Below are 17398 nucleotides of genomic sequence, written 5' to 3' on the forward strand. Positions count from 1 at the left end.
AGTTTTGCAATATGTTAGAATTATTTTATCCCGATTAGTATTATTTTATTGTTTTGAGGAAAAAATATGGACCACACTCTTTTTTCAGCTCTTTTAAAAAACCTGCTCTCTGTGGATGTCACGGATGCAACAGACATGGACAGCTCTCTTGAGGCCTTCGAAAAGAAGTATTGCTTCAGCATCAAGATGCAGCCCATGTTTACAGGCGATGCTCTGTACTATCTTCTGGCCTCATCCAAAGGAAGCATGATCTATGAGCTCATAGACCAGCTGGGAATCTGTGCGTCCTTTTTTACGTTTGATAACAGGATTTATATAATCGGACCTTATGTAAAAGAGAAATATTCAGAGCTTAAGACAGAAACCGTACTTGCAAAAAACGATGAATCCTCATCCAAATCATTGGCGTTTAAGCTGTATTACACAGCATTTCCCATTGTGTATACCGAGCAGATCACCAGTGTTGTAAATAAATGCATAATCTCTTTTTCCCCTACGGAAAGTGAGTATTCATACAGAAGACTATCGGGATTTATTCAGGATGTATCTGAAGAAGATGATAAGACAGAACTGTCCGAGAAGAATTACAGTGAAATCTACAGGAGATATGATCAGGAAAAGCAGTTCCTTTCGATGATAAGAAACGGGGATACCAAAAACATCCTGTCCGCATTTGAAAAAATGTCCAGCCCTGAGGTCCTTTCCGTATTTTCGAAAGAGAGCCTTAACTACTACGCCTCGGGCTATGGTCTGGCAATACTTAAAGCTCTTTCCAGAAAAGCTGCGGAAGAATCAGGTCTTTCGGTCATTACAATAGATGAGATAACCCAAAAATACACTCAGCTTTCATCAGCCACAAACAACGCCGATCTTCAGGTCCGCTATCAAACCGATATGATTGTTGAGTTGACAAAGGCAGTTCACAATCACAAGCTGTCTCTGGACAAGTATTCTCCATCAATTCAGAAAGTCCTTGAGTACATTAATCTGCATCTCGGGGACCATATATCAAACGAAGATCTCTCAGCAAATGCCAATATGTCCATATCTAACCTGGCCAAGGTATTCAAAAAAGAAACCGGGGTTACCATGACAGAGTATATAGCTCTTTTGCGCTGCAAAAAAGCTGCCAACCTCCTGAAGAAGACAAATCTTCCTATCCAGGAGATCAGCAGCTACGTCGGTTACTCCGACAATAATTACTTCGTTAAAGTATTTAAAAAGAACTATGATATGACGCCTACAGAATTCAGAAAAGCCACCTGATCGGTGCGCTTTTCTTATTGCTGCTGGTCATATTTGCTGACATAATCAGGGCGATTATCCATAACGAATGTAAGGATAATATAAAGCGGAAGTCCAATGCCTCCGGACAATGAGAATACTGCCCAAAGAACTCTTACGATTGTAGGATCCCAGCCGAAGTATTCAGCAACACCACCGCATACACCAAAGATTCTTCTGTCATTGCTTCTGTACAATTTCTTTTCCATCACACGTACCTCCTTAAAGTTCGGTTCCATCAACATCAATCACTTCAATTCTCTCATTATCTCTTTTTTCTATGTTCTGCCTGTTCTTGGTGGCAGCCAGGGCAAAGACTATTGCCAGTATGTCATCAACAGGTCCTGGTAAAAGATCCATCGGAGAGATAACGTAAACAATAAGCAGCGCAACTAAAAATCCCTTCCAAAAGTTGCTCATAAGCTTCCCCCTTCCTAGTACCGGTTGCTTTGTTACAAGTTTATTCTATAACCGAACATAGAAAGGTTACATCCATTTTTTGGCGTATTTTTGTGTCTTATTTTACATTTTTGGAGGGATAAACTCAAATCTGCTATAATCAGCCTATGAAACACTATGCTTATATCGTGGAATGCGCAGATGGCACCTACTACTGCGGATACACCAATGATCTTGAAAAGAGAATAGAAACACACAACCGGGGCAAAGGCGCTAAATACACAAAGCCCCGGCTCCCGGTTGTATTGGTTTATTTTGAAGAATTTGAAACTAAGGAAGAAGCCATGAGCCGCGAGTGGCACTTAAAACAACTCACCCACGCCCAGAAACAGGCTCTTATAAAATGAGTCAACGGGGACGTTTCACTTTGACTCATTTTGAGTCACTGGGGACGTTTCAGTTTGTCTCATTTTGAGTCACTGGGGACGTTTCAGTTTGTCTCATTTTGAGTCACTGGGGACGTTTCAGTTTGTCTCATTTTGAGTCACTGGGGACGTTTCACTTTGTCTCATTTTCCTTCGGTCTGCAGATATAGTCCCAGCTACAGTCTCCGCATATGCTGCTCCGAAGCCCCTTGTCTATAATCTCTGACCTAACTAGCTGTGAGTCAACGAGGACGGTTCTCTTTGACTCCTTTTCCTTCGGTCTGCAGATATAGTCCCAGCTACAGTCTTCGCATATGCTACTCCGAAGCCCCTTGTCTATAGTCTCTGACCTAACTAGCTGTGTGAATTTGGCAAAAGAGATTTCTTCTCCCTCTACCAGATTGCATGCTTTCAGCACTTCCTCGTCATATCTTTTAACTTTATCAAGGCTATTGCAACTTCCACCTTCATTATTAGGGCAATTTGCGCACACAACGTCCGTTGCTACAGTAAGCTTAACCTCCTGCGAAGGGTCTTTTTCCAGCTGCGCAATCACCCTGCCCATGTGGTCCGTGAAATCCTCGCTATAACCCTTTCCTTCATAAAATTGAAAACACATCCCATGATGTGGCCTAAGCTCCATAACAATCTCCCTACTTGTATAGCTCTTTCAAGATTGTATTATAGCACTTTATGGCGCAAATCCTTCGATTAGTCGTCACTGTCTACTGTATATGAACAACATTTCACTATTTACAGCAGAGAAAATAGCCCTTGTTAGCAATATGCTACTGTATCTGAAAAGAGTCTGTTCAAATACAGTAGAAAATCACGTTTCAACAGTTAGTTATCAAGAAATCTTGGAGTGAAATTAGCTATATCCTACTGTAGGATAAATAAAAACATCAACCTACCGTAGGCCTTTGCAAAATAACCCTATAGGCACTACTGTAGAGAACTAAAAACATCTCCGATACAGTAGGCACCATGAATCAATCAGTTGCGCGCTACTGTATATCATCAATAATTCCCTAGCTACAGTAATTCTCAGGCTGCTTCCTCGGCCTTTACAAACTGCAGAGAGCTCTCCTCTTTCTCTTTTAGCTCCCTGAGCATAACTGCGGACATGACGATAACTGCGATCATGGAGCCGATATCTGCGATTGGTGCGGAGTACAGTGCGCCTTCAACTCCGAAGAACATAGGAAGAACGATTGCAAGAGGAACACTCAACACAAATTCCCTGAGAAGTGAAAGTCCCATGGACATAACAGGTTTGCCCAGCGCCTGAAGGAAGACACTAACTGACTTCTGAATGCATGTGAGCACGATCATCGACAGGAAAAGTCTGAATGAAAGCACTGCAAACTCATTGTATAGACCGTCTTCGCTTCCGAAGATTGCTGTGATCTGGAGTGGAAATGCCTCGAAGAGGATAAGCGCCACAAGTCCGACAATTGCCTCAGCTTTTACTATAGTTAAAAAGAGCTCTCGAACCCTCTTATACTCTCCGGCGCCATAGTTATAGCCGATTACAGGCTGTGAACCTGCTGCAATGCCGATACATACTGATACTACAATCTGGAATACCTTCATAACAATTCCCACAACCGTAAGCGGAATGTCTGCGCCGTACTTGCTCATTGCGCCGTATTTTACAAGGATATTGTTCATAACGCCCATGATGACTACGATTGAGATCTGAGTAAGGAAACTGCTGATTCCAAGAGGCAGGAACTTACCAATAATATCAAGGGATGGCATAAAACTTCTAAGCCCAAGCTTAACGGACTTAGCTCTTGTAAGATATACAAGTCCGCAAATTGCAGTAACAATCTGACCGGTTATAGTTGCAAGCGCTGCACCTCTCATGCCCCAGCCTAGCGCAAAGATAGCAATTGGATCAAGCATAACGTTGATGATACATCCAAGAAGTGTTGTGATCATCGCAAATTTGGGACTTCCGTCTGCCCTGATAATTGAATTAAGGCCATTTCCGACAACAAAGAATGGAATGCCCATAATAATGAAGTTAAAGTACTCGCTGGCGTAGGCAAAGTTGTTCTCAGTTGCGCCAAACGCAAGCAGAATCTGTGATTTGAATATTGCAAAAAGAGCTGTCATCACAATTCCGATAACAACAAGAAGTGTCAGCGCATTTCCCACGCTCTTATTAGCGCTCTTAAGGTCCTTTTTGCCCTGACAAAGGCTCAAAAATGCAGCACAGCCATCGCCAATCATAAGAGCTACAGCCAAAGAGATGACAGTTATAGGGAAAACAACGTTGGTTGCGCCATTTCCAAGGTAACCGATTCCTCTTCCGATAAATATCTGGTCCACAATGTTATAAAGTGCGGATACCAGTAGAGACATGATACAAGGAATAGAAAACTTCAAAAGAAGCTTGCCGATCTTCTCTTCTGCAAGATATCTGTTTGTGTTCTGATTCATAAAAACCTCCATAAAAAAATACGCATGCGAAGGTCTTCACTTTCACACGCGTACAGTTACAACCAGGCTGTCTACAATCTCTTTGCAGACAACCAAATATTCATTTCTAAACTTCAGTTTAAAATTTTACCGATTTTAATGGCCTCATGTAATAGTCATGTTTCACAAACATTTTTCGATTTTCTAAAAAGTCATGCGCAGAATTTTTCTTTTAACAAGGCGGATCAATTCTATTATTCCTATACTGCCAAGTAAAACCAAAATTCCCACAGGAATGATCAATGCTACATCGATTCTGACATCTCCTACGAGAACCAGAATCGCCTGAACATAAGGAATTATCATCCACTGCGCCAGATAGATTGAACCAAGATTCTCACCCAGATATGAAACAGCCTTATTTACCGGCTCAATTTTGATCTTTACAGATAAAAAGTAGTACACAGGAAGCACAGCCATAATGACTAGCGAAGTAAACAAATAATGCAGTAATGACTGAGAATAATAAACTCTGCCCGACAGCATAAACATAGTTCTAAGATCGAATCCCAAAGCAGTATAAATAATGGAAAAAGCTACCGCTCCCAAAATTCCTATTGGGAAAATTCTAAGATAAAACCTGCTCTTATCCGTTGTTCTTAACAGGAAATAGCCAAAGATCATGCCAAACACAGGATAAAAAATCCATCTAAACAGCGGAAAGGTTGTAACATAGTTGGTTTCAAAGAAAAGTCCAAATAAATACTGGAGCCATGATCCTGAAAAATCAAGCTCAGAGAGCTGTCCTCCAAGTACTGAAAGGGCCAGAGAAATCACCAGCATTACCGGCAGACTAATCCTTAATTTTTTCATGAGAGCGATTGTAAGAAATGCCATTCCCGCAAACTGCAAGATACTTACAAGGAAAAGAGAATCAGCAAGAGTCCAATTGATCGTATAACCAAGCGCTAAGGCTATTGCAACAAGAATGGTCCCTTTAAAAAAGCTCAGAAGATATCCATTTCTAAGCAGGTTAAAGGCTCTTTTTACCATTTGGAGCGGAGCACTGTTATTTGAATACATTATTCCAACACCCATACAGAACATAAATAACGGCGCTGTAAGAGGGCCGGCAACAAACTCCAATATAATTCTGAAAGCATCTGTGGGAACAACTTCAATATCAACTATGCTGAGCTGTTCATAGACATGCACGCAGATCATGGCAACTATTGCCAAAGACTTGCCCCAATCCAGCTCTTCTTGCCTTCCAACGTTGACTACTTCCTTATTCATAACATTTTCTCCTCGTCATTTATACCGTAAGACAAGGATATCAGTCTGAATATCACACGTTTATCACAGAATTTCTTCCTCAGCAGCTTTCATAATGGCATCCACATCAGCGCCGTAAATATCAAGGCCAACAGCCTCAATCTTCCTGACATCCTGAATTCCGTAGTAGTTCTGTGCCAGGGCCTTAACATATCCGAATCCGTATTCATCAGGCGCGAAGTCGCCTCCGGCGGTTGTCACGTAAAAGACCTTTTCCGCCTTGCAAAGTCCTACAGGAATGCCCTTTTCATTGTATTTAAAGGTTACACCCAGAACATTTATCTGCTCAAAGTACTGCTTGAGCGATGCAGGAAAAGACAAATCCCAGTAAGGCGCAGCTATGACAATGGTTTCCGCTTCTGCAAACTGCCTTGCAAGGACACAGACAGGGTTTGCGAAGTCTTCAGCCGCTATAATGGCATCTCTCATCTTGAGAAATGCTTCATCTACTACCGGAAAAGAGATTTCTTCAAGCTTTACTTCATCATATGGCTGCCCGATCTTATCAAGCAGCTTGTGCGTAAGCCTCAGAGTCCTTGAATCACTACGTACACATGCATTAACAAAAAGAATCTTCCTACTCATCATCATTTCCTCGTTTTTTGAGTCACTGGGAAGTTTGAGTCACTGGGGACGTTTCACTTTGTCTCATTTTGAGACACCGGGGACGTTTCAGTTTGACTCAAAATGAGTCAAACTGAAACGTCCCCAATGACTCAATGTCTCTCATCCTCGTTTTCAAATCTCTCACAGAATCTCGCAGAAAAAGATGGTTCTTCATTACCTACAGTCAAATGTGTAATATCACCAATTCTCAGTGTCCTGAAGATCGCAATTCCCTTCTCCCTTTCTTCTGTCACGATTTCTGTAAGCGATGTCGGAGCCATGGCAAGAAACTGCATCGGAATAAATGGCGATACATTCCAAATTCTCGATAACAAAACGCATGTTATCCCAAAATGGCAGAAGAATGCTAGCACTTTTTCATTCCCGCCATTAACTTTATATACGTTTCCATTCCTCTCATAGCCCTGCTTTTTCAGAAACTCATCGAAGCATTCGATCACATGATCATAGATCTCCAAAATATTCGATGCCTTTGCCACCTCGCTATCACGCCAGGCCTTGGCATCAAAAACTTCCGGATGCTCCGCAAAATAAGAGGGCATCATATCCCAGACAATACGTTTCTCATAAGTCCCGTCACTGCCTACCTTAAGCTCGTTCTTATAAGCCCCTCTTGTCTCCGGATCCGCTTTATTTGCATCAAAATATGCCGGAAACTCCTGAAGCCAGTCCAAAACCTCTGCTTCCATCCCCAGCTCTTTTAACGAATAATCAGCTGTGGCTCTCGCTCTGCCAAGAGGTGAAACATACGTCTCTTCAATCCCAAAGCTCTTAATCTGCTTAGCAAGGAGCTCAGCCTCAATCTTGCCCTTATTTGTCAGGCCATCAATCTCATAATTGGGATCCCCATGCCTAAAAATCAGTATTCTCATAGTCTGTCACCTCATACCTATTCTATTATATATTCTGTTTTGAGTCATTGGGGACGTTTCACTTTGTCTCATTTTGAGACAAAATGAAACGTCCCCGGTGTCTCAAAATGAGTCAAAATGAAACGTCCCCGGTGTCTCAAAATGAGTCAAAGTGAAACGTCCCCGGTGACTCACAACTCACGAAAAACCGATTTTATACTTTTTTAATTTATCAGCCACAAAACAAACATATTAAGTTTGTAGAATGTTCATTGTGAGTAAAAAACACAAAAGGGGATTACTAATATGAACAGACTTGAAGCAGCAATTGCTGAATTCGTAGGAAATTACACCAGAAGGCGCGGATATCCGCCCACAGTGGAGGAACTTATTCTGAACTTTGGCACCTTTAAGATCATGGTTGCCATGTTCTACGTGCTTAACCTCTACAGAATAGGGATGATCAGAAACTCCCTGTTCTTCGGCGTTGGAGATCTCAAGCTGATCCCGGTACGAGTTAAAAACTAAATAAAGTAAATTAAAGAAGTGCCTCCGCTGATAACAAAACACAGCGCGAGGCACTTTTCATTATGATCCAGCTCACATGCCGGCAACTACAACAATTCCATGCGTGTTCGGAAGTGTAAGGTCAAAGAACCAGTCGTCTCCATCCACGGTAAAGTCCGAAACCTCTCGCACTTCACCGCTCAGCGTATCGCAAATCATGGGCTTTGTAAGGCTCCTTACTCTCACCCGGATCTCCTCTAGCTCTTTTCCATAATTCATAAACAACGTTCTACGTTCATTACCAGCAACGTAGGTGTTATACATAACTCCGGAAATATCTTCCCCGGTATGTACATAAGGATCTATCAGATAATCCCCATAGGACATATGATTATTAGTAGTTCTGCTTGTTCCGCTGATTATCTCAACATCACGTACTATCGCATCTCCGATTATATCGGCAATCTTTCCAATCTCATCTCCAGATATCACAAGGCACCTGTCACGGATTTCACCAAAAATCTCCTGCACCCCGGCATCTTCTGCGGTACTTACCCCCATCTCCGGGATCTCCTCAACGCAGATAACACGTCCGCTGCCGACAGCAAAGTCCCTAACAATACGCGCAGCCGAAAGCGGAAGGACCTTGCAATACGGTAGTATCAGAACGCTAAATCTCTGACCTGTAAGCCTATTCTCAATCGCCCCCTTCTCAGCAGCAAAGTTCTCACATGCATCCCTATGAAGCACCTCAAAATCCATGTTTTCACACAAAAGTGTATTCATGAGAATCTGTTCACCCTGATCAATCCTGCGTGCCCTTTCACTTCTAAGTACGGGCCCTGAAATAAACGCATGTGTAAAAAGATTATCCGGCTGATAATCCAGCAAAAAGCTGTCCAGTGGATGGAAGACCAGAATATGCGCATCATTATAGCCATCAGTCAAAGCATAGTGAAGCCTCCTGGTCATGCGATTAGCTTCTGCCATCCTGTCAAACCCTTTCCACTGGAAGAACTGAGATGGTGGCCAGTCGTTCTTTCGCTCACCTCTGTCTGAGTAAAAGAATCCATGGTTTATTATGGTCTGCATTCCCATTTGGAACATCCAGGTTATCATCCTGATGTACTCCTCATAAGACATATCCCAGCCACATCCGGCAAAAACCTCTACAGCCGTACGCTCTTTTCCATAGGAGTGCGCAGCACTTGAAGCAAACTTGATATTAAGACTCCCAATGCCCTTTCCAAGGTGATCAGCACCGGCAACGTCCATGTAGCGATATTGCCTTAGATAATCACCGCTGTACCTGGCATGCCCATAAATTGACTCCTCTCCCAAAAGGTGCGCAAAGAGTTTAAGCCTGTGTTCATTACACCACTTCCTGATCACTTCAAAATAGTTCTTTCCATACATTTCAGCGATCAGATTGTAATAGTCTATCCGAAGTCTCCCTGCTCTCTCACCCTCGAGCGGAAGCAAATACAGGCACTCCATAATGTCATACCCGTAAGTCTCTTTAAATAGCTCAGGAATTCTCTTGTCCCACACAAACGCATGACTCATGCGGGTTTCATCATTGAAAACGGTTGTTATTGTATTCCCAAAACAGTTACCATAGCGCTCAGCATACAGCTCATAAGTCGACTTAAGAAAAGCCTCTGTCGCCTCTCTGTTTATATAACTTATCTCCTCATCCCCACCGTTATCATAGCTGCGGATCTGCACGCGAACTATATAGCAGACAGCATCGCGATCGGATTTAAAGCAGAGCTCCGGGCCAAACAGATAATTCTCTTCAAATGGCGCCAGGTCAATCAGATCTCCACTCTCCTTATCCACTATATAAAGAGCCAGTGCAAACATTCTCTGCGCCTTGAACATCGAACCTGCCGGAATCTCATGAGTTTCAAAAACCAGGTAATGCTCCCTGAAATCTTCATTCCTTGTAAGACTCCTTCCACAGGTTCCAGCCGGCCAATCTATTTCGTCATACAGCCACATAGGTTCACCGGACTCTTTTTTGTAGTCCACCACAGTCTTTATGTGGTCAAACCACTCATCGTCCAAATATCCACCGATGAACCCCTCTCCTCCGTTTGTTCTGGCATGAGGATTACAGCTTTTAACGCCCACTTCACTCATGAGGCTCAGCTGTCTTACGAGTTCCTCATTCTCCAGCTTGTCATTCCAGAACCACAGCGGGCACTGAGCTTCATCCAGGCGCTTTACTGATTCCGGGTTTTTCCAAATTTCTCGATCCATATAAGACCTCTTTCCATCATCCCTTTACAGCTCCGGCAGCAATTCCGTTTACAAACTGCTTCTGAAGTAGCATAAATACTACAATTAGCGGTAATGCACACAAAACACAGGACGCAAACAGCACGTTCCACTGCGCCGGATTCTCTTTATCCCCAAGGAACTGTATCATTCCAACCGGTAGCGAGTAGTGTGCCCTCTTGGACACAAAGACCATCGGGAAGAAATAATCGTTCCAGATCCAAAGACCCTGTGTGATCACGCAAGAAACCGTTGCAGGCTTAAGCAGCGGAAATACCACGTTGAAATATCTAGTCCAAAGACTCGCGCCCTCCATATACGCAACTTCCTCAATTTCAACAGGAACGCCCTTCATGAATCCTGTGAAAAGAAATGTCGAAAATGGCAGTGAACATGTAATAAACATGATCATCGGAGTAAATCTTGAATTCGGAATATTAAGCCTGCCAAAAACCTGGGCTACAGGTACAATTACCATCTGTGCCGGAATTACAAGTCCTGCGATAAAGAAATAATACAGGAAACGACTGCTCTTTCTCTTAATTCGTGCAATTGGATACGAAGCCATAGTCGCAACGAGAACGATCACAATTACAGAACCTGCGGTAGTGATCAAACTGTTCGCGAACTCAGTCATAAAGCCCATCTTGGTAAAGGCAGTACGATAGCTCTCAGGAGAGAATTCAATAAAGAGCTTCAAAGGAGAGGTCATGTTCTCAGGCTTTCTAAAAGAGCTTGAAAGAACGATAACAAGAGGCGAAATGGATACCACGCTATATATGATCAAAAACAGATACGCTGCTATGGTACCGGCCTTTAATTTTCCATTCTTCATTACAGTTCCACCTCCCGTTTGTTCATAAATATCAGCATTCCTATGGTAATAGCGATAATGAGCACAAACGAAACAACGCTGTATGCGCTTGCTTTACCCATCATCTGATTGTTGAATGCTGTCTGGAATATTACAAACATGAGGGTCTGTGTGGATTTTCCCGGGCCTCCGTTTGTCATGATAAACGCATAGTCGAAGGCCTTAAGGCCACCAATGATGCTCAGTACAACATTTATAGTTATAGTCGCCGAGATAAGAGGAAGCTTAATCTTCCTGATAAGTTCCCACTCGGAAGCACCGTCTATCTTACCTGCTTCAACAAGGCTCTCATCTATTGTCTGAAGGCCTGCAAGGTAGATGATCATAGTTGTTCCGACATTCTTCCATATATCAACTATGATAATTCCGTACAGAGCCCATTTGAAATTTCCAATCAGGTTAAAAGAGCCTCCGTCAAGCCCGACAGCGTCCATAACAGACGAGATCATACCTGACCCCGGCATATAGACGTAAGACCAGATAAAGCCTACTACTATCGCACTGAACAGCGCCGGAATATAACATATTGTTCTGAAAAGACCTTTGGCCTTAATGCTCAGGTTTAGAAGAAGGGCCAGGATAAGTCCCAGCACATTGGTACACAGTACATTTACAACCGTATATATCAGCGTATTCTTAGTGGCGTTAACGAGTGAGCCATCCTCCAGAATTCGCTTAAAGTTCTTTATCCCAACAAAATCGTAGTTATAGTCAATACCGTTAAAGTTTGTAACACTGTAAAAGAACATCTGAAGAACCGGATAAACCCAAAAAACCAGAAACATCAAAAGCGCCGGCACAACAAATAAGTACATACGATCTGGCATGACCAAAGATGCGCCACGTAATTTTTTTCTCATTACTATCCTCTTTCCTTTTTAAAAAAGTGCCGTAAACAGGAGATATACGGCACTTTTTCTTTGTTTTTTTCAAGATGTGATTACTGATCCAGCAATTCCTCAAGCTTATTCTGCATTCCGTTTGTGATATCGGGAACTGTAGTGCCCTGTCCGCCGATCATGCTTCCGAACAATGCTTCCATCTCGTTCTCTGTTCCTGCAGGCCAAGCCTGATTGCACCAGTACCATGCCTTGCCCTGGTTGTAGAGGTTCATGAACTCATCATACATAGGGTCGTTCTGGTCTGCGCCATATCCATAAGTGATAAGAACGTTTCCTGTGCTTGCAAACGCCTGATATACAGGAGACTCACCGTCAAACCAGTAATTGAGGATTGCCTTAACTTCGTCAGGGTGCTTGGTTCCCGAATATACTGCCGGTCCGCCACCAGGAGCCATTGAAGCGTATGTATCACCATTTACTGCAGGAAGAGGGAAATATCCTCTCTCAAAGTCTGCAGCGCCTGCTGCGCAAAGAGCTGAAGCATTAAATGAACCATCAAAGGTCATGGCAGCTTCTCCGTCAACAAACATCTGGATACTCTGTGCTGCGCCAAGTCCAAGTGAAGAATCAATAACGTAGCCTTTTTCATAGAGTTCACCATACATTGAGAGAACCTTGTCCCATGTTCCCTCATCAGTGAAGTGTGTCTCACCTGTGCGGAGCTGGTCATCATAATTGCCATTCTGAGGATAGATCTCATTTGCAGCGATCTGATATAGACCAAACTGCATCACGTAAGCATCCTTATCTCCCATTACGATTGGCTGAATTCCTGCATTCTTAAGAACTTCACAGCAGTTGAGGAACTCATCCCAGGTCTTGGGAACTGTCAGGTTGTTGTCTTCAAACATCTTCTTGTTGTAATAAGTTCCAAGGATTGAAACACCCTGTGCTACGCCGTAAACTTTGCCGTCATAGCTGAATGCTTCCTTAGCTGCATCACCGGCTTTATCAAGGAACTCAAGATCTGAAATATCCAGAAGATATCCTGCCTTGGCAAGCTCGATTACAGAATTGGATCCTGCGTATTTGGGCTGAACCAAAATGATGTCAGGACACTCACCTGATGCAAGTTTTGTTTTAAGTGCTGTGTAATACTGATCATCAGGGAGCTTTGTTACTTCAAGGTCAATATTAGGAAACTTCTCTTTTACCAGTTTGGGAAGAACCTCTGTCTCAAAATCCCCCTCAGTTGCAACACCTGAGAACATCATTGTCAGAGTGATCTGCTCATCACTACTTGCATTATCCGAAGTATCAGCCTTTGCAGTCTCGGTAGTCTGCTGAGTAGCTGCTCCGCTATCAGAAGTTGCAGGTTCAGCGCTGCCACAGCCGGTAATAAGTGTTCCCAGCATGCTGCAGGCAAGTAACAGTGAAATCATTTTCTTTTTCATATCACACCTCCGTTCTTTTGTAGTTTCATATTATCATTTCGATAGTGTACATATTCGCAGACATATAGTATACTTATTTTGGATTTTGAGTTCACTGCAATTATGGAGTATTAATATGAAACTACGAATGAGATTCTTTCTAATATATTTTCTATGCTCTCTGCTTATGCTCTTTGGCGCTATGCAGTACTTTATGTACAGGTACACCCTTGTCAGTACCGAGAAAGCCAATCAGATGCTTGAAAACACAATGTACTCTGCCACTGCCCAGGTGGAAAATATGGTGGGAGCCATTACCAACGCCACCTACCTCTTTCAGGCAAACGGTACAACTTCAGGAAGCATCATAGATGAGCTGCAGAAATATAAAGATATGAACTATGACATGTCCTACTATGATCTTTATACCAGCAGACAGAACATCAAGTACATCTGCCAGACACTCCTTATTTCCAACCCCAATATCAACGGAATCTTCGTTATACTGGCTAACAATCAGACCCTTGGCTGGAGCAACGGAATCGATTTTGACTACAAATACAAACCTGCCGAGGATGATTGGTACAAGGAAACTTTAGACCTCCACGGACGCCTTTATATAAGTGATCTATCCAAAAAAGACTTCTTCCTGGGCGCAGGGGAATCAGTCTTTTTCGCAAAAGCGCTTCATAACATCTATACCAATGACTATCTGGGAACCGTGCTTATAGACTGCTCTCCTGAAATCTTTGACCTGAGTTCTGTAAACATGCTGCCTTCAGATATCTACATTTCACTGACTGACGCTGATAACCCGGACAGCATCTACTACGCCAATACAAAAACTCCTATCAGAAAAGAGCAGTTTGAAGACGATCCACTCTTCATATCAAAGGACATACTCAATGGCAATTTTACCATGAATGTAGCCATGAATCACGATTACTTCGCTGACAACGTAAACAGCGCAACCAGGCAGATGTACCTCGTTGCAATGGCAATCATGGCGGTTCTTGCGCTTGTATATATACCTCTCCTTAACGGAGTTATCAAGCCGATCAGAAAGCTCACCAATCACATGCATGCCACACACTTCAGACAACCTGCCAACATGCCCAAATACAGCAAGCGCAGCGATGAGATTGGTCTGATGTACAGGGAATACGACGCAGTTGTTAAATCGCTTAATGAATATATCCGCAAGGATTACCAGAACAAGCTGGCCACGATGGATGCTCAAATGCGTGCCTTGGAAGCGCAGATTGACGCGCATTTCCTCTTTAACACGCTGGAAACCATCAACAGTATTGCTGAAATTGAAGAGGTTGAGCCTATACAGACCATCTCCATGGCTCTGGCCAACATGTTCCGCTACAGCATCAAGACACAGAGTGAACTGGTTCCACTGAAGGACGAGATCAACCACATTAAAAATTACATATCCATTCAGAATATCCGCTACGACAATCGCTTTACTGTAGATATTCAAATTCCGGAAGAGACGCTGAATGAACGTGTCCTAAAGCTCATTCTTCAGCCTGTTATTGAAAACTCCATCAACCACGGCTTTAAGCGCTGCCAGATCAGGGGCAAGATCCTTATTGAAGCTTATACCGACGATCTAAACCTCTACATCCGTATCTCTGACGACGGCGTCGGTATGAATGAAACTCAGCTCGAGAAACTGAAGAACCTTCTTAATTCCAAGCCCGCTGTTGAAGAACTTGGAAAAAGAGTTTATGAAAGCATCGGCATAAAGAACATCAATTCACGTATCCAGCTCTACTACGGAACCATGTACGGATTAGATGTAGACAGTGTAGAGAACGAAGGCACAACTGCGCTGATAACAGTACCTCGTAAACAGGAAAGGAAACAAAATGTATAACTATATAGTAGTTGACGATGAACCACTTACTAGAAAGGGCACAATTAAAAAGCTCTCCTCTCTTGGGGATAAGATAACCTGTGTCGGAGAAGCCGGAAACGGCCTTGAAGGACTCGATCTTATTGAAAAAGCTCATCCCGACATAATCATCACTGACATGAACATGCCAGAGCTTGACGGAACCATGTTTCTTATGGAGATCAGGAAAAGACTGCCTCTCATCCCCATCATAGTCATCAGTGGATATAAGGATTTCGAGTACGCCCAAAGTGCCATCAAATCCAATGCCTGCAAGTACATCTTAAAACCTTTTTCCAAGGAAGAGATAATCGATGCAGTAAACGAGGCCATTGAATCAATAGAAAAAGAACAGGCACAAACAGACTATATCAGCAGAATCTCGGAGGAACACGAGAACATCAAGCTTCAATATGATCTGGATGCCATGTCCTCTATAATCATGGGATACCAGGTGGATGATAAGGCTTTTTACTCCATGCGCATCATGAATTTCCTAAAGGCTGATGAGTCCTATTATCTCATGCTCATCTCATCGGAAACGGTGCTTTCCGAGGCCACCATAAATGACTTCATAACCGAAAACGAAATGGCTGATATGTGCATCCTTATACCTCAGCCCAACAATAACTGCCTGAACACGCTGATCTGCCGCATATCACAGGAACTTCCGGGAGATGGCAAGCCCTTCATGAACAAGATTGCCTCCTCCTTTATTCAGTATGTTGAGGAATTGCAGGGAGCTCTTTCTATCGGGATCAGCGCAGCTCACAATTCACTGAGCGATCTCAGAAGCGCATATCTTGAAGCCGGAGAAGCTCTTAATTCAATTACCTTTGACACAGAGAACAACTTCTATTTCTACAGTCCCTTCCGCCCCGCCACATCAAGGCTGAACTGGCCTATGGAAGAGGAGTTCCTGTTCAGGGTAGAAAACGGAGAAACTGCGCCTGTCTTGAATCTTCTATACAACTTATTTGAGGAGATCCGTTCTATGGATGGTGTAACCCTTGGAGATGCCAAGGAATACTGCACCTATCTAATAGGAGATGGAAAAGAGATATTAAGGAACGTCATGCCTATAAAGCAGAATGGTTCAGGCAACTCCAACGCTATAATGGAGACCATTTTCTCTTTTGCAGAATTGAAAAAATTCATGACAATCTTTTTTACCAACATCCCAAATGCCATTTCATCGCAGAAAAAAGAGGATAATGAGGATGTAATAGAAAAGATCAAAGACTATATAGACAAAAAATACTATAACCCGCTCAACCTGGACTTCATAGCAGGACTCTTTTACATGAATCCCAGTTATATCAGCCATCTGTTCAAAACCAGAACCGGCGAGACCTTCAGCAATTATCTGACAGACGTGCGAATCGCCAAGGCCAAATATATGCTCAAATCCACGGCCAAGAAGCCCTATCAGATTGCCAAACAGGTGGGTTATGACAATGAAAAATACTTCTTCCGGATTTTCAAAAAAGAAACCGGAATGACTCCCGAGGAATATCGAAAACTGGAGTAATTCCGGTTGTTTAAGATTTTGTTGTTCCTTTTTTCACCAGCTCCATGTAATCCTTATAGCTGATGCTCTCTCCGCCCATACTCTCAAGATGATCCGTATGGAACTGGCAGTCAATCAGCAGATATCCGTTCTCAGACAGTATCTGCGCAAGGCCTATCAGCGCGATCTTGGAGCCGTTCTCCATATCCGAGTACATGCTCTCGCCAAAAAAGCATTTGCCCAGGTTTACGCCATACAATCCGCCGGCCAGTTCGCCGTCAATATATGCTTCAACACTCAGCGCAAGTCCCCGGGATGCAAGCTGCGCATAGGCCTTTTACATATCAGTTGTTATCCATGTGCCTTCCTCGGTGGACTCTCTCTTTTCCCTGCACCGATGCATGGTGTGGGAGAAATCCCGATTCAGCTCTACCCGGACCTCGTGCTTTCTCATGAATTTCTTCATGGAGTGCGAAACATGGATGTTCCCCGGCCTTATGATGTACCTCTCTTTCGGGCACCACCACAAAATGGGGTCGCCCTCGTTATACCAGGGGAAAATCCCATTTGAATAGGCCAGCACGAGCCTTTCTACCGACAGATCTCCGCCGATTGCCAGAAGTCCGTCCTCCCTTGCAAGCGTGGGCAGGGGAAAAGATATTTCTTTGTCATCAAGTTTATAAACAGGCATT

The 17398-nt window shown here is 43.2% G+C and carries 16 protein-coding genes and 1 pseudogene; 5 read left to right on the forward strand and 12 right to left on the reverse strand.

Annotated elements, in window-relative coordinates; all coding sequences use genetic code 11:
* Window positions 1–66: 66 nt before the first annotated feature.
* A complete protein-coding gene (locus tag G633_RS0104965) occupies window positions 67–1266 on the forward strand; it encodes an AraC family transcriptional regulator (RefSeq protein WP_026519236.1) in 1200 nt (399 codons plus the stop codon).
* 14 nt (window positions 1267–1280) lie between these two features.
* Here G633_RS0104965 and G633_RS0104970 read toward each other — a convergent pair whose 3' ends face one another.
* Window positions 1281–1493 carry a PspC domain-containing protein gene (locus G633_RS0104970; protein ID WP_026519237.1) on the reverse strand — a complete coding sequence of 71 codons (213 nt, stop codon included), beginning with the start codon at window positions 1491–1493 and terminating at the stop codon, window positions 1281–1283.
* A gap of 13 nt (window positions 1494–1506) precedes the next feature.
* Window positions 1507–1704, reverse strand: coding sequence for a hypothetical protein (locus G633_RS0104975; RefSeq protein WP_022767578.1), 198 nt, complete (start codon window positions 1702–1704; stop codon window positions 1507–1509).
* A gap of 146 nt (window positions 1705–1850) precedes the next feature.
* Here G633_RS0104975 and G633_RS0104980 point away from each other — a divergent pair, with 146 nt between their 5' ends.
* Complete coding sequence (locus tag G633_RS0104980; RefSeq protein WP_022767579.1) at window positions 1851–2090, forward strand: GIY-YIG nuclease family protein; 240 nt, start codon at window positions 1851–1853, stop codon at window positions 2088–2090.
* Window positions 2091–2241: 151 nt separating this feature from the next.
* On the opposite strand, the gene G633_RS17460 is transcribed toward G633_RS0104980, so the two are convergent.
* From G633_RS17460 to G633_RS0105005, 5 genes are all read right to left on the reverse strand, one after another.
* The gene (locus G633_RS17460) at window positions 2242–2727 is read right to left on the reverse strand and encodes a DUF1284 domain-containing protein (RefSeq protein WP_196804232.1); all 486 of its coding nucleotides are present in this window, start codon (window positions 2725–2727) and stop codon (window positions 2242–2244) included.
* A gap of 428 nt (window positions 2728–3155) precedes the next feature.
* Entirely contained in the window at window positions 3156–4559 is a 1404-nt protein-coding gene (locus G633_RS0104990; RefSeq protein ID WP_026519238.1) for an MATE family efflux transporter, read from the reverse strand.
* 183 nt (window positions 4560–4742) lie between these two features.
* Complete coding sequence (locus G633_RS0104995; RefSeq protein WP_026519239.1) at window positions 4743–5834, reverse strand: acyltransferase family protein; 1092 nt, start codon at window positions 5832–5834, stop codon at window positions 4743–4745.
* Window positions 5835–5897: 63 nt separating this feature from the next.
* Window positions 5898–6458 (reverse strand): NAD(P)H-dependent oxidoreductase, encoded by a 561-nt coding sequence (locus tag G633_RS0105000; RefSeq protein WP_035770754.1) that lies wholly within the window; start codon window positions 6456–6458, stop codon window positions 5898–5900.
* A gap of 131 nt (window positions 6459–6589) precedes the next feature.
* Window positions 6590–7372, reverse strand: a complete 783-nt coding sequence (locus G633_RS0105005; RefSeq protein WP_026519241.1) for a histidine phosphatase family protein — start codon at window positions 7370–7372, stop codon at window positions 6590–6592.
* A 285-nt stretch (window positions 7373–7657) separates the two neighbouring features.
* Between G633_RS0105005 and G633_RS0105010 the strand changes: the two genes are divergently transcribed.
* Window positions 7658–7879, forward strand: coding sequence for a hypothetical protein (locus G633_RS0105010; RefSeq protein ID WP_022767585.1), 222 nt, complete (start codon window positions 7658–7660; stop codon window positions 7877–7879).
* A gap of 72 nt (window positions 7880–7951) precedes the next feature.
* On the opposite strand, the gene G633_RS17465 is transcribed toward G633_RS0105010, so the two are convergent.
* The 4 genes from G633_RS17465 to G633_RS0105030 all read right to left on the reverse strand — a co-directional run bounded on the left by G633_RS17465 (window position 7952) and on the right by G633_RS0105030 (window position 13311).
* The gene (locus tag G633_RS17465; protein ID WP_035770755.1) at window positions 7952–10123 is read right to left on the reverse strand and encodes a glycosyl hydrolase; all 2172 of its coding nucleotides are present in this window, start codon (window positions 10121–10123) and stop codon (window positions 7952–7954) included.
* Between the two features lie 16 nt (window positions 10124–10139).
* On the reverse strand, window positions 10140–10976 hold the full coding sequence (locus G633_RS0105020; protein ID WP_026519242.1) for a carbohydrate ABC transporter permease: 837 nt from the start codon (window positions 10974–10976) through the stop codon (window positions 10140–10142).
* On the reverse strand, window positions 10976–11875 hold the full coding sequence (locus G633_RS0105025) for a carbohydrate ABC transporter permease (protein ID WP_051199968.1): 900 nt from the start codon (window positions 11873–11875) through the stop codon (window positions 10976–10978). Before G633_RS0105025 ends, G633_RS0105020 begins: the two co-directional genes overlap by 1 nt.
* Before the next feature lie 80 nt (window positions 11876–11955).
* Window positions 11956–13311 carry an ABC transporter substrate-binding protein gene (locus tag G633_RS0105030; protein WP_026519244.1) on the reverse strand — a complete coding sequence of 452 codons (1356 nt, stop codon included), beginning with the start codon at window positions 13309–13311 and terminating at the stop codon, window positions 11956–11958.
* 115 nt (window positions 13312–13426) lie between these two features.
* On the opposite strand from G633_RS0105030, the gene G633_RS0105035 reads away from it, so the two are divergent.
* Both G633_RS0105035 and G633_RS0105040 read left to right on the forward strand, forming a co-directional pair.
* Window positions 13427–15178, forward strand: a complete 1752-nt coding sequence (locus G633_RS0105035) for a cache domain-containing sensor histidine kinase (protein WP_196802264.1) — start codon at window positions 13427–13429, stop codon at window positions 15176–15178.
* Window positions 15171–16727 (forward strand): response regulator transcription factor, encoded by a 1557-nt coding sequence (locus tag G633_RS0105040; RefSeq protein ID WP_026519245.1) that lies wholly within the window; start codon window positions 15171–15173, stop codon window positions 16725–16727. The genes G633_RS0105035 and G633_RS0105040 overlap by 8 nt, the downstream gene beginning before the upstream one ends.
* A 10-nt stretch (window positions 16728–16737) precedes the next feature.
* Here the strand turns inward: G633_RS0105040 and aat are convergent.
* Window positions 16738–17397, reverse strand: a pseudogene (gene aat / locus G633_RS17470) (leucyl/phenylalanyl-tRNA--protein transferase).
* Window position 17398: the final 1 nt, after the last annotated feature.

Source organism: Butyrivibrio sp. FCS006, assembly GCF_000424525.1.
Lineage (GTDB): Bacteria > Bacillota > Clostridia > Lachnospirales > Lachnospiraceae > Butyrivibrio.